Annotated in this window: 14 protein-coding genes and 1 tRNA gene; 3 read left to right on the top strand and 12 right to left on the bottom strand. The window is 38.4% G+C overall.

Translation table 11 applies throughout. The features are described from left to right. Positions 1 to 42: 42 nt before the first annotated feature. Positions 43 to 582 carry a dCTP deaminase/dUTPase family protein gene (locus HMPREF0519_RS10780; protein ID WP_003561080.1) on the bottom strand — a complete coding sequence of 180 codons (540 nt, stop codon included), beginning with the start codon at positions 580 to 582 and terminating at the stop codon, positions 43 to 45. 148 nt (positions 583 to 730) lie between these two features. On the opposite strand from HMPREF0519_RS10780, the gene rpiA reads away from it, so the two are divergent. Together rpiA and HMPREF0519_RS10770 are read left to right on the top strand one after the other, a co-directional pair. Beyond that, positions 731 to 1,414, top strand: a complete 684-nt coding sequence (gene rpiA / locus HMPREF0519_RS10775; RefSeq protein WP_003561082.1) for a ribose-5-phosphate isomerase RpiA — start codon at positions 731 to 733, stop codon at positions 1,412 to 1,414. Positions 1,415 to 1,665: 251 nt separating this feature from the next. Further along, positions 1,666 to 3,000, top strand: a complete 1,335-nt coding sequence (locus HMPREF0519_RS10770; RefSeq protein WP_040472809.1) for a C1 family peptidase — start codon at positions 1,666 to 1,668, stop codon at positions 2,998 to 3,000. A gap of 183 nt (positions 3,001 to 3,183) precedes the next feature. On the opposite strand, the gene HMPREF0519_RS10765 is transcribed toward HMPREF0519_RS10770, so the two are convergent. From HMPREF0519_RS10765 to HMPREF0519_RS10755, 3 genes are all read right to left on the bottom strand, one after another. Then, the gene (locus HMPREF0519_RS10765; protein WP_035462914.1) at positions 3,184 to 3,861 is read right to left on the bottom strand and encodes a 2,3-bisphosphoglycerate-dependent phosphoglycerate mutase; all 678 of its coding nucleotides are present in this window, start codon (positions 3,859 to 3,861) and stop codon (positions 3,184 to 3,186) included. 114 nt (positions 3,862 to 3,975) lie between these two features. Beyond that, a complete protein-coding gene (locus HMPREF0519_RS10760; RefSeq protein WP_003561089.1) occupies positions 3,976 to 5,019 on the bottom strand; it encodes a DMT family transporter in 1,044 nt (347 codons plus the stop codon). 10 nt (positions 5,020 to 5,029) lie between these two features. Next, the gene (locus HMPREF0519_RS10755; RefSeq protein ID WP_003554726.1) at positions 5,030 to 5,977 is read right to left on the bottom strand and encodes an AEC family transporter; all 948 of its coding nucleotides are present in this window, start codon (positions 5,975 to 5,977) and stop codon (positions 5,030 to 5,032) included. 295 nt (positions 5,978 to 6,272) lie between these two features. Between HMPREF0519_RS10755 and HMPREF0519_RS10750 the strand changes: the two genes are divergently transcribed. After that, positions 6,273 to 7,385: an LCP family protein gene (locus tag HMPREF0519_RS10750; RefSeq protein WP_003636149.1), complete on the top strand. Its 1,113-nt coding sequence runs from the start codon at positions 6,273 to 6,275 to the stop codon at positions 7,383 to 7,385. 66 nt (positions 7,386 to 7,451) lie between these two features. On the opposite strand, the gene HMPREF0519_RS10745 is transcribed toward HMPREF0519_RS10750, so the two are convergent. The 8 genes from HMPREF0519_RS10745 to HMPREF0519_RS10710 all read right to left on the bottom strand — a co-directional run bounded on the left by HMPREF0519_RS10745 (position 7,452) and on the right by HMPREF0519_RS10710 (position 12,604). After that, positions 7,452 to 8,288: a PTS system mannose/fructose/sorbose family transporter subunit IID gene (locus HMPREF0519_RS10745; RefSeq protein WP_003636147.1), complete on the bottom strand. Its 837-nt coding sequence runs from the start codon at positions 8,286 to 8,288 to the stop codon at positions 7,452 to 7,454. Between the two features lie 17 nt (positions 8,289 to 8,305). Then, positions 8,306 to 9,106 (bottom strand): PTS sugar transporter subunit IIC, encoded by an 801-nt coding sequence (locus HMPREF0519_RS10740; RefSeq protein ID WP_003561093.1) that lies wholly within the window; start codon positions 9,104 to 9,106, stop codon positions 8,306 to 8,308. 11 nt (positions 9,107 to 9,117) lie between these two features. Beyond that, positions 9,118 to 9,630 carry a PTS sugar transporter subunit IIB gene (locus HMPREF0519_RS10735; protein WP_003554733.1) on the bottom strand — a complete coding sequence of 171 codons (513 nt, stop codon included), beginning with the start codon at positions 9,628 to 9,630 and terminating at the stop codon, positions 9,118 to 9,120. Continuing rightward, positions 9,627 to 10,046 carry a PTS sugar transporter subunit IIA gene (locus tag HMPREF0519_RS10730; RefSeq protein ID WP_003636145.1) on the bottom strand — a complete coding sequence of 140 codons (420 nt, stop codon included), beginning with the start codon at positions 10,044 to 10,046 and terminating at the stop codon, positions 9,627 to 9,629. Before HMPREF0519_RS10730 ends, HMPREF0519_RS10735 begins: the two co-directional genes overlap by 4 nt. A 98-nt stretch (positions 10,047 to 10,144) precedes the next feature. Beyond that, a complete protein-coding gene (locus HMPREF0519_RS10725; protein WP_003561097.1) occupies positions 10,145 to 10,774 on the bottom strand; it encodes an HAD family hydrolase in 630 nt (209 codons plus the stop codon). Positions 10,775 to 11,009: 235 nt separating this feature from the next. Then, positions 11,010 to 11,095: transfer RNA gene (locus HMPREF0519_RS10720), tRNA-Leu, on the bottom strand. 104 nt (positions 11,096 to 11,199) lie between these two features. Further along, positions 11,200 to 12,078 (bottom strand): homoserine kinase, encoded by an 879-nt coding sequence (thrB, locus tag HMPREF0519_RS10715; protein WP_003636143.1) that lies wholly within the window; start codon positions 12,076 to 12,078, stop codon positions 11,200 to 11,202. 64 nt (positions 12,079 to 12,142) lie between these two features. Next, complete coding sequence (locus HMPREF0519_RS10710) at positions 12,143 to 12,604, bottom strand: SprT family protein (RefSeq protein WP_003636141.1); 462 nt, start codon at positions 12,602 to 12,604, stop codon at positions 12,143 to 12,145. Between the last annotated feature and the right edge of the window lie 9 nt (positions 12,605 to 12,613).

Here is a 12,613-nt window from a genome sequence, read left to right as displayed (position 1 = left end):
CAAACACCGGGTTTAAACGCTTCTTATACTTTACAAAGCGAATTAACGACCCGAAGAACCGAAACCACCATGACGGGTTTTCTGCTTCGAATGATCATCCTGATCGGCTAAAAGATATGGCATAAAGATTCCCTGAGCAATTCTTTCACCCTTAGAAATTTTAATGTCGGTTATTCCAAAATTAATGATTTGAACAAAAATTTCACCTTCGTTACCACTATTATTGTAATAATCAGCATCAATAACACCAATCCCATTCGGAACTGCTAATCCTCTTTTCAACGGATTACTCGAACGATTGGCAATAATTAAAACTTCATCAGGTTGCATATACGCTTTAATCCCGGTTGGAATCAAAAATGGTTTTAAAATTTTCTTTGCATGATCAATTTTTTCAGGGGATGCTTCTTTTCCATGCTTAATGGCCCACAAAATCTTTAAAAAATTTAACTTCCAAATAGACGGGATTGTCATATCAACAGCACTTTCAAAATCATAACCCGCCGCATTCACAGTCGTTCGGTAAGGAACTGTTAGTTTTTGGTCCTTGTACTTTGACACAATTTCGAATCCACGTTTCATAATAAAAAAAACTCCTTTTACAAAATTTGCTTGTTACAGCATAAACTATATTTAGCGCTAAAACGATAGATTGACAAATTAACAAAAAAAAGCCAAAATATGTGTTAGTAAAACCTTTAAGCAGTAAAAAGATGAAAGGAAATTTGTGATGACAAAACAAGATGAACTTAAACAACTAGTTGGCCAAGAAGCAGTTAAGTTTATTGAAGATGGGATGATTGTTGGCCTGGGAACAGGTTCTACTGTTAAATTCATGGTTGACGCACTCGGTAAACGAGTCGCTGACGAACAACTATCAATCGTTGGTGTCCCAACTTCCCAGAGAACTAAAGAACAAGCTGCCGGCCTTGGCATTCCAACAAAAGGGCTCGATGAAGTGGATCACATCGACTTAACGATTGACGGCGCCGATCAAATTGATAAAAATTTTCAAGGTATTAAAGGCGGCGGTGCCGCTCATCTTTGGGAGAAAATTGTTGCAATTAATTCTACAAAAAATATGTGGATCGTTGATAAAAGCAAAATGGTTGACCAACTCGGTTCTTTTCCATTACCACTTGAAGTCATCCCGTACGGCAGTCAACAATTATTTAAGCGCTTGGAAAAACAAGGATTTAATCCGGTTTTTCGAATGAAAAATAATAATTATGTCACGACCGATTCCAACAATTATCTTATTGACCTACATCTTCACAAAATCGATAATCCCAAGGAATTGGCACTTACACTTGACCAAATGACCGGAATTGTGGAACATGGTCTTTTCTTGAACATTGTGAACACTGTCATTGTTGGAGAAGACGATGGGCCAAAGGTACTTCAAGCTAGGTAATATCTAAATACAACTTTTATTTGTAAGGGACCGAGACAAAAGTCATTTTGTCCAGTCCCTTTTAATTTCATCACGACTATTACGCTCTCAAAGTTAATCGCCACTTGTCTCACTTTTTTGTTTAGGTACAGATAAAGCAAAACGCAATTAATATTTTTAATGGATGTACATTCATCCCAACATCACCTCTTCACTAGCTCTTTTTAGTCGATGAGAGTAAACTATTAAATTATTAAGGAGAGTGATTTTTGTTGACATCAGAAATTAAATTAAACCAAATCAACAAGTTTCAACAGAATCTTGATAACCGAAAGGATTCAAAAGTTGTTGAACGAGCCGTTTCACATCAAGGCATTTTAGCAAGCAGTGAAGATTTCACTGCAGAAAGTAAAATGCACCCGGTATTTTCAATTGATCTCTCAACTGGAAATGTTGCCGATCAAAAGCAAAGCGGACGTTGTTGGATGTTTGCCGCACTCAATACCATGCGAATTCGCTTAATGAACACCTTTAAAGTATCAGACGGTTTCGAACTTTCTCAAAATTACACCAACTTTTGGGATAAGTTTGAAAAGTCTAATTACTTTTTAGAAAATGTTCTTAAGACAGCCGATCAGCCTCTTGATTCTAGAAAAGTTTCCTGGTTAATGACCACCCCTCAACAGGATGGCGGTCAATGGGACATGCTTTGCGCACTTATTGAAAAATACGGCATTGTTCCTAAATATGCAATGCCAGAAACTTTTAATAGTGAAAAATCAGCTCAGATTAACAAGTTCCTTAATTTGAAACTTCGTCATGATGCTGTTGCCTTACGTGAACTGGTTGCCGATAAAGCTTCCGACGCCAAAATTGCTGAAACAAAGGAAACCATGTTAAATGAAATTTATCGAATGCTGGTTTATGCACTGGGTGAACCAACCACTTCATTTAACTTTGAGTATCGGGACAAAGATAATAACTATCATATCGATAAAGACATTACACCTCAGGATTTCTTTAAGAAATACATTAACCTTAACTTGGAAGATTACGTGTCTTTAATCAATTCACCGACCGCTGATAAGCCTTTTAATAAAACTTATACCATCGAAATGTTGGGTAATGTTGTAAATGGTCGCCAAGTTAAACATTTAAATCTTGAAATGTCAGAACTGAAGAAACTTGCCATTAAACAGCTTCAAAATGGCGAATCAGTTTGGTTTGGTAGTGATGTTGGCCAAAGTTCCAACACCAAGAAGGGCATCATGGACACTAGTCTTTACGTTCCAGATGAACTTTTCGATGCCGATTTATCACTATCAAAAGCAGAACGACTAGACTACGGTGAGAGTTTAATGACTCATGCAATGGTTATCACCGGTGTAGATCTTGTTGACGGTAAACCAACTAAATGGAAAGTTGAAAATAGCTGGGGTGAAAAGGTTGGTACTAAAGGCTACTTCGTCATGAGCGATGAGTGGATGGACCAATTTGTTTACCAATTTGTCATTAACAAAGCCTACTTAACCACGGACCAGCTTACTGCGCAAAAGCAGGAACCAACCGTTTTAAATCCATGGGATCCAATGGGTGCTTTGGCTTAATTAATTATCTATATTAATAAATACGACAAACCAAGATGTTTCTTCTCGGTTTGTCGTATTTTTGTTTAATCCGTTTTATCACATCATTACTTTATGATGTATCCATAGATTACGTGATTAATTTCCGCAATACTAAAATTGTTTCATTTTAACCATTGTTCCATATTATAAAAGTCTTTTCGCTTATTTATCAGTCATGAACTGCTTATGAACGATATTTAAGTGGTCATCAAAATCATAACGAATTGGCTTACCGTTTGGTACTTCTACATTCGGAATTTCTTCGTCAGAAATATCCTCCAAGTATTTAATTAATGCCCTTAATGTGCTCCCGTGAGCCACAATTAATTGATTCTTTCCGTCAAGAAGGCGTGGCGCAACTTGATCAACCCAATATGGGATCAACCGTTCCTGTGCCATCTGGAGACTTTCACCAAGTGGGATTTTAACACCATATCGATCATACCTGGGATCTTCATCCCGATTTTTCAGCAAAGGTGGTACAACCGAAAAGCTCCTCCGCCAAACTTTTAGTTGTTTGGCACCGACCTTTGCTTTGACAGCCAATTTGTTTTTTCCACGTAATCCGCCATAATGACGCTCGTTCAGACGCCAAGACTTATGTTCAGGAATAAAGTTCTGGTTAATTTCATTTAAGACAATGTTTGTTGTAATGATGGCTCGCTTTAAAAATGACGTGTGGACATCATTGAACTGAATGTCCGATTTAGAAATAATTTTTCCAGCCTGATGTGCCTGAGAAATCCCCTTTTCCGTCAGGGCAACATCAGACCAACCTGTAAAAATATTATCGCGGTTTGCCTGACTTTCGCCATGGCGCATAATTACCAAAGTTGGCACAATTTCATCTTCTTTTGCAAAATATTCAAGAGTACTGAAAAACAATGAAAACAGTTAATAATGTTAGTCTAACATATCCTCAAAGTTAAACACCAGATGATAGTGAAAAAATGATCAAATTTTCTCAACTCTTTTAAAAGATGAATCGGATTGTACTTTATCATTCTTAACGGCTTTATCATTTTCAATCAATGGTTCGGGAACTGCTCCCGAATTTTTAAGTTCCTTATCAGAAACACGGTTACCAATAAATGTTACAACGGACCCTATCAAAATAACAACAATTCCAACCAACATTGGTGTTGTCATTTTTTCATGAATGGTTATCATCGCAAGGATAGGTGCTAAAGCCGGTTTGATAAAAAACACCAAAGAGGCAATCGAAACACCATCAAGCTCCATCGCTAAGAAATAAAAAGCAAATCCCCCACCGGTTACACATACTCCAATGAAAAAGAGAACCCCGAAATGTGCTAAATTAACATTTGTTAAAACTGGAATATTCGCAAATTGTTTCATCCAACTGATTGAATTCATAGCATTCGAAATAAAACGAACATGTGTCAGTAAAACTAAAACAAACAACTCTGCAGCCCCGGCTATGAATGTATAAGCTGTCATTGTGATACCGTCAAAGCCCTCAAGAATCGATCCCCATCGAGAAATAATACTGTAGAGACCGAACGTTAAAGCTGATAAAATGCCAAGAACGGTGCCCACCGGATTTGTCAAATTAGCTGGATTAACGATAATCAATAGACCGATAACGGAAATAACCAGCGAAATCATCGATGCCCGATTCAACTTTTCATGAAGAATCAGAAAGGCAAAAATCAAGGCAAACACGGGATTGCAACTAAACAAAACAGCTATTGTAGCAGGTTTACCGTAAACAATTGCTAACTGATAAAGTGTCATGCTGACAATAATACAAAGAAAACCCGTCAAGGCAAAAACCAGCCAATCCGAAAGCATTAATTTTTGACCTGCCCGCTTAAGATGATGATTCGCCAACGGCAACAATACTAATCCGCCAATAAAGAAACGAATCAAATTTAATTGAATGGGACTAAATTGATTGCTAACCGCTTTTAGCACAATTTCCATAGAACTAAACATTAAAGTTGAAATCAACACACACAATAATGATTTTCTCATTTTTGCCTCCCTATATTTTTTGAACCAAAACCATCAAAATCGGAATAACAATCAAACTAAGTAAAGTGGTCTCTGCAACCATAATTGATGCATATTCCGAATCAGCATGATACAACCGGGAAACAACTGGTGCATTGGTCATGATCGGCATAGCGGACTGCATAATGAAGACCTGTTTCATAAGAGTTGGCATCCCCGTTGGAATAACCAAAAGTGACATCACTGCAGGTGCAAGCAAAAACCGGCCAAATAAAATCAAAAAATTGCTTCGATCAAAATGAATATTACTCAAATCAACGCTATTAATTGAAATCCCAATAAAAATCATTGATAACGGAATTGTTAGGCCACCAACGTAATTTAAATCCTGCATAATAAAGTTTGGTAGCTTGGCATGTAATAGTACCAAAATAACGCCTACCACAAACCCCAGAAGTGGTGGAGAAAAAACCTTTTTTAACGTTTTTTTCCAATTAACAGCAGCCTCGCTGCCTACACCGTCCTTTTGAATCAAATATACACCTAACGTCCAAAAGAAAGTTGTGTTAACCATGTAATAGACCAAAACAAACGGTAGACTGGGACTATGAAACAATGCCATGTTCACTGGAAGCCCAACAAAAACTGTATTGGAGTTAGAAAACATTGACTGGAACAACCCAGAATGAATCTTCGGGATCTTAAATAATTTGACGATTACTATCGACACTATGTATAGTAAAAACATTGAAACAAAGGGAAATAAAATGTCAGGAAGTGTTGTTAAAAGCTTCTTGGCTGTAAACTTTTCCATTATGGTCGATACCATGTAAGCAGGCAACGCTATCTGGGTAACAAGCCTAGCAATCATGCTCGTCATCTTGCTATCAAACCAGTCATTTCTGGCTAAAATGAATCCCAATGCAATCATAATTAAAATGATCAGCACCCCAGAAATTGCTGAAACAAAAACACCCATATTAATTTCTCACCTCAATTTTTAAAACTGTAACGAGTTATTATTATAGCACAATTAGAATCCACATTCTTCTGTAATTTTATACAGCAGAAAAAAGATCAATTTTGCGTTAATATTGAAGTTGTCAGTTTTAAGAATGGTTCGTTATCTTAAGAACAAAAGTTGGTAATCACTAACTTTTGCTTCAAACTAGACAAGAATTGTTAAATTATGTTTAAATAACGAAGTATTTGTGCAATCAACCTGTAAAGTGCAATATACTTTTGTAAGAATTTTTTGTAAATGAGGAGTCAATATGCCATCAGACAAGAAACGGGATTTTGAACCCGTATATTCACGTAGGGCTGATAAAAAGCCACATTATAAGAAAAAGAATCGACGAAGGCGACGGATTGTCGGCTGGAGCATTTTTGCAGTACTGCTGCTGATTGTTGGAGGAGGACTACTTTGGGGTTATGATGCGTATAAGAGCGCCAAAAAAACTTTTAAGCAAACCTATGACTCTACCAACGTTCAAAAAGAGCGAAATGTTTCATCCGTTATCAAACAAGGAAAGCCACTTTCAATTCTGTTACTTGGCACCGATACCGGTGCGCTGGGACGTCATGATACCGGGCGAACTGATACAATGATCGTTGCCACCGTTAATGCCAAGAAGAAAACGATTCATTTAACCAGTATTGCTCGGGATACAAAGGTTGTTGTCCCTGGTGATACCCAACCATATGAAAAGATTAACGCTGCCTACACAATTGGTGGTGCTGGAACAGCGGTCAAAACTGTTCAGAATCTCTTGGACATTCCAATTGATTTCTACGCCATTATTAACATGGGTGGTTTGGAAAAAATGGTCAATGCCGTTGGCGGTGTCGATGCGAAGCCCCCCCTTACCTTTAATTATGGCTATGCTCATGTCGTAAAGGGGCGTAAGACTCATTTAAACGGTCGCCAAGCCTTAGATTATTCACGAATGAGAGATGATGACCCGTTGGGGGATTATGGCCGTCAAGCTCGCCAAAGACAGGTTATCAAGCATTTGGTCATGAAAGGACTGGGAATTACTTCCCTGCCGAGATATAAGTCCATTCTTTCATCACTAAACGGTAATCTAAAAACTGATATGACTTTTGATGATATGATTGCTGTCAGAGCAAAGTACGGAGATGCAACCCATCATATCAAATCCCAGACCTTACAAGGTCAAAATGCAATGATTGACGGGCTGTCATATCAGGTCGTACCGGACAATGAATTACTCCGTGTTTCTAATGATATTCGAAAAACACTCGGATTGTCTGAATCAAGTAAACTTAAAGCACAACAGTCCCAAACCGATTCAACTACCGGATACTCAACGGGCGGTTACTCAAGCACAACTGGTCAGTCATCAGCTTATAACGGTTACTAATTTATTCAAAAAAGGCAGTTTGGATAACATCTAATTGATGTTGTCTAAACTGCCTTTTTATTCCGGTCACACAAATACGCCACCGGCATATCCTAAAATGCCTAAAAGAAATAAAAGCAAAATCACCCAAATTGGAGATATCCGGTGACGAATCAACCAAATACAACTGATTGTCAGCAATAACGCAGCAATCGCTGAAAATAGAGAATTGATCCATTCAATATGTCGAAATATCACTATCCTTGTTAAGTCAAAATCAACTTTTACCCACTTGGCAATAAAAATACCTGTCATAAACATGCCAAAGACCGCAGAAGCTCTTGTAACAGTCTTTAAAATGCCTGACCCAAATAGGTCTATAATATCTGTTCCGTGACGATAACCTATCTGTTGAGCCTTATAACGGAACCCTAGCCGCAACACATTCCAAGCTGCAAAAAAAAGAATAGGTCCCCAAATACCAAAGCCACTCATCACAACACTTGATGCTAATGCAGATAAAACAGGTCGAATTGTCCCATTCCATACAGGATCTCCAATGCCACCCAGTGGACCCATCATTGCCGTTTTAACAGAAGTGATTTCATTTGCACTGATTGGCTGACCATCAGCCTTTTTCTCTTCCATGTTCAACACAACTCCAGTAACCAGCGATTGCATAATAGGTGACGTATTGAAAAAGAGCAGGTGGCGTTTCATTGCCGCAACCCGATCTTTTTTTTCTGGATATAGCCGTTTTATTGCCGGCGATAAGATAAAGGCAAAGCCAAGGTTTTGCATGCGTTCATAATTCCACGAAGCCTGCTCGAACCCTGAACGCCAAAAAATACTGATAAAGTCTTTGGTTTGAAGTTTAGGCTGATTATTTAATTTATTTTGCTTATTATTAAAATCCTGACCCATCGTTAATTACCAATCCTCTATAAATCATCTAATTCCTTATCAAAATTATCCTGCTCGTCAATATCACTGCTATCCTCGGACGAATTGGGATGTTGATTGGAAAACCAAATATAAATAATCGTTAAGATAATTCCGACTATAGTCAGAATAAAAATATTAAGACCAGATAAAACCGCTAATAAAAAGCCGGCCAATAACCACCACCAAAGATTTTTATCAATAGTCATATTCATAATAATAGCGAATCCAACTGCTGCAATCATCCCTATCGAAACGTCAATTCCGTTGGTAATGACACTAGGAATTCGATTGGTAAGAGAATGAAGATAACGAGGACTGATCAACATGACTAAAAATGTTGGTACAACAACTCTTAGTCCTTGAAGGCCCAAACTCAAAAGATGAATTCGATCCAGCCAAGCCAAATTACCCTCTTCGGCCGCTTGATCTGCTCGATGAATCAACATTGCCATTCGCTTACGAATGAAGACATTTAATAGTTGTCCGACAACGGCAAATGGAATCGTAAAAGCAATCCCGTGTTTAATACTAATAGCTGCCGGTCCACAAACCAGCAAAGCGGAAATGACAGCAGGCAGTCCTATATCAGGCGCTACCGCAGCACCAACATTCATCCAGCCAATCGTAATCATCTGCAAGGTTGCGCCAAGAAAAATTCCCACGCTTATGTTCCCAGTTGCCGCTCCGACTAATGTACAGGCAACCATTGGTTGAAAAAGTTGCCATTCATCCAAAATATCATCCATTCCCACAAAAAAAGCTACTAATAAGACAAGTACCCCAGAAATGATTCCCATTATTTTACCTTCTAATCGACCTTAAAATTCTTTTTTTTGATTAAATTCACTAAATTAATTTTTTTATCAGCGGGGATTTTTTGAGCCGTTACTTCCAAGTGAAAGTCATTTGTCAGTGTCTGGATCTGTTTTGCAATATCATCATTCATGGCAACTGCATCGGTAATCATTGTCATCCCGTCTTCGTAAGCAATACTACCAACGTTGATACCAATTTTACTGAAATTTACTCCACCTTCAGCTAATCGTAGCATGTCTTTGACATTTTCTGTTAGAAGCAATGTATTAAATGAATCAAACCGAGCATCAAAATAGGCTCGAATCATTTTATTCACGGAAACAACATTTGCCCGAACACCAGGCGGTGCCACCTGCGTAATCAATGTTTTCCTCAGATTGTCTTTTGCAACAGTGTCCGAAACAACCATAATCCGATTAGGCTTTACATATCTCGTCCAGAAAGTTGCAACCTGACCATGCAGAAGTCGGCTGTCAACTCTGGCTAAACGAATATCCATTGTCATAGCAAGTCATCCTCTCCATCACTTTGATCCGGCAATTCAAACTGTTTAATAGAACTTGCAGCAACGTTGGTTAAATGATCAACTACCTTTGATAAGCTCTGATCTTTGATCATATAAGCTTCCAATAATAAAGGTAAATTCACACCGGCAATTAAAGCATTGTGTGCCGGATCTTCAGCCACGAACTTGGAGGCAGCATTAAAAGGTGAGCCGCCCCATAAATCGGTTAGAATCAATATATCATTTCTTGGCAACTTTTTAAAAACATCCTTAAATTTACTTTCCAGCGCATCAATGCCATCACTTGGTACCAATGTTACCGCGGCTACATTCTGCTGTTTGCCGGCAATCATTTCTGAAGTATGAATTAGTGCTTCTGCAAATTCGCCATGGCTGGCAACGATAATTGAAATCACTTATTTCACTGTCCCTTCCAAATCAACTTAAAAACAGTTGAACACTACTGAACCTTCATCAATTGTTAAATCAAATATAACACGGCTACCATTAAAGCTCATTCAGCCAAAGTTCCAATCGTTAACAAATCCGCCGGTGTTTCAAAATAATAATCACTGTTAGCAAAATCAGCGGTTTTTTTGGTTCGCCAGCCTGCAAGTCCAAAAGCAACGTGAGCTGCATGTGCTGCCTGCAGATCATAGATCGTATCACCAATATAAATGGTTGCTTTAGGATCTGCGTTTAACTTTTCAATGCCCTTAAGAATTAAATCGGGAGCCGGTTTGCCGTGTTTGATTTCATTTGAAAAGACAAATGCGTCAAAATAATCATCCAATCCAAATCTTGTCACATCGCGATGAAACTCATCTTCTATTTTTGAAGTTGCAATTGCAAGACGATTATTTTTATCAGCATGAAGTTTCGCCAAGCTATCGATAATGCCATCGTATACCTTAGCATCATCCTTATAATTTTTAATTTGATCAAACCATTGTTTTCGCACAGCTTCAACGTCTTTAACGCCTAAGATTTTAAGTGCATCCGAAGCCGTAATCCCAAATACCTTTTTGACATCATCATAACTAACGTTATAGCCATTGGCCCGTAACGTTTTGTGAAGCGGCAACAAGTACATTTTTTCTGTATCAATTAATGTGCCATCAACATCAAAAATATAATCATTCATCTTTGTTCAGATCTCCTTTAAGACTCATTATCTTTTGCTTCTTCTACTTCCAACATAACTCGATCCTGTCAAATCGGCAATCATATTCAGTAACTAATCCCATTTTTCTTCACAATACTTTATCGCTTACTTTCTGAAAGATCGGATTAACATGAACCATCTTGAAATTTTCTCACAAAATTTTGCATGAAAAAAGTCCGAACCACTACTAAAAGTAATGACTCGAACTTAGATATGCGGCCAAGAAGATTCGAACTTCCACCGGGATAATTCCCGACAAGATCCTTAATCTTGCGCGTCTGCCAATTCCGCCATGGCCGCATCAACGAATAAAATTATAACAAAGATTTCGTAGGATGACAATCTATTTTTAAAAAATATTCACGATTAACCTCATTTTATTCGCTTTTCAAGTCACACAAACCCTATTCGCCGCGAACAGTTGCACCTTGTTCATCGACTTCCAATAATCTCAAACTGCCATTTAAATTTTTTTCCTGTAATTCAATTCTCAATTGCGTTAATGCTGATTTTTCGCCAAGTGTTGCAACTGTCGGCCCTGCTCCAGATAAATAGGTGCTGTGAATGCCCAACTCATGAGCTGTCTCTTTAATCACAGCCATTTCGGGAACTAAGTCTTTACGATAGGGTTCGTGGAACTGGTCATCTTCAATTAAAGAGACCGCCTTATCAAATTTCCCTTGCCCTACCAGTGCAATAAATACATTTTCCTTACTGCTTGCCCTAACCGCAGTTTGGTAATCAATTGTTTGAGGAAGTTTCTTGCGACTTTGAGCTTCACTTAAACCATCCGGTCGGATATAAACTAATGCATAAAGGTCGGGTAATTCCAGCTTTGTTGCAACCGCGTGCTTTCCATCAAATGTTGAGACAGCTAGCCCACCCAACATTGCGGCAGCAACGTTTTCAGGATGAGTTTCAAATTTTGCCCCCATCGTTATCTGATCGTCCAGTGGTAACTCTAAACTTCCCAGCGCGTTTGCAATCTTTATTCCGGCAACCACAGCTGTCGTACTTGATCCCAATCCATGAGCAATCGGAACATCAGAAATAACAGTTAACTGATGAGGATGAATATCAGGGTCAACTTTCAAAACAGTTTGCACAATTAAATTACGCTCATCAGTGGGGATATCGCTCCCCAATGCATGATTGACTTTCCAGTGATCGGTTTCTTCCTCCACGATAACGGTATAGTACATATGAAGTGCAATTCCAACAGAATCCATTCCTGAACCGACATTAGCAGAAGTGGCCGGAACTCGAATAATAATTTTTGCCATCGAACACATCTCCCTAATCACAATGATTTATCCAAACAGAATCTTATCTATTACCTATTAATGACTAAGCACTTTCTGAAATCAAGCGTAACTGACTTCGACATCTTCCACAAACATACCGCTTCAAGTCAATCTTTCTCTTTCTATGATACTCTAAGCCACAATGAGGGCATCGATAAAAGTACCTAAACGGGGTTCTTCTTTCATTTTCCGACAGCCTAGGTGCATATCTGGATCCCCCGACCGCTTTTAACAATTGTTTGAACTCTTTTGTGTTATGTTTTCCTGAATAGCCTGCTAAATGTAGGTGGTAGTGGCATAACTCATGCTTAATGATCCCGATTAAAACATCATGGGTGCTGTGATCACCCATTTTAGGATTAATATCAATATCATGCGAGTCCAAGTGATACCGACCGCCCGTTGTTTTCAAGCGATGATTAAAATAAGCGTGGTGATTAAAAGGTTTAGCAAAAAATTGAAGTGATACTTTTTCCACTAAACGCTGTAATTGTTGATCTGTCACGAGAAAATC

The organism is Lentilactobacillus hilgardii DSM 20176 = ATCC 8290 (genome assembly GCF_000159315.1).
Taxonomy (GTDB): domain Bacteria; phylum Bacillota; class Bacilli; order Lactobacillales; family Lactobacillaceae; genus Lentilactobacillus; species Lentilactobacillus hilgardii.
This window is presented reverse-complemented; position numbering and strand designations above follow the sequence as displayed.

Bases quoted from the DNA above. Each gene is read 5' to 3' on its own strand.
- HMPREF0519_RS10780 (WP_003561080.1), bottom strand. From the start codon at position 582: ATGAAACGTGGATTCGAAATTGTGTCAAAGTACAAGGACCAAAAACTA.
- rpiA (WP_003561082.1), top strand. From the start codon at position 731: ATGACAAAACAAGATGAACTTAAACAACTAGTTGGCCAAGAAGCAGTT.
- HMPREF0519_RS10760 (WP_003561089.1), bottom strand. From the start codon at position 5,019: ATGAGAAAATCATTATTGTGTGTGTTGATTTCAACTTTAATGTTTAGT.
- HMPREF0519_RS10755 (WP_003554726.1), bottom strand. From the start codon at position 5,977: ATGGGTGTTTTTGTTTCAGCAATTTCTGGGGTGCTGATCATTTTAATT.
- HMPREF0519_RS10750 (WP_003636149.1), top strand. From the start codon at position 6,273: ATGCCATCAGACAAGAAACGGGATTTTGAACCCGTATATTCACGTAGG.
- HMPREF0519_RS10745 (WP_003636147.1), bottom strand. From the start codon at position 8,288: ATGGGTCAGGATTTTAATAATAAGCAAAATAAATTAAATAATCAGCCT.
- HMPREF0519_RS10740 (WP_003561093.1), bottom strand. From the start codon at position 9,106: ATGGGAATCATTTCTGGGGTACTTGTCTTATTAGTAGCTTTTTTTGTG.
- HMPREF0519_RS10735 (WP_003554733.1), bottom strand. From the start codon at position 9,630: ATGACAATGGATATTCGTTTAGCCAGAGTTGACAGCCGACTTCTGCAT.
- HMPREF0519_RS10725 (WP_003561097.1), bottom strand. From the start codon at position 10,774: ATGAATGATTATATTTTTGATGTTGATGGCACATTAATTGATACAGAA.
- thrB (WP_003636143.1), bottom strand. From the start codon at position 12,078: ATGGCAAAAATTATTATTCGAGTTCCGGCCACTTCTGCTAATGTCGGT.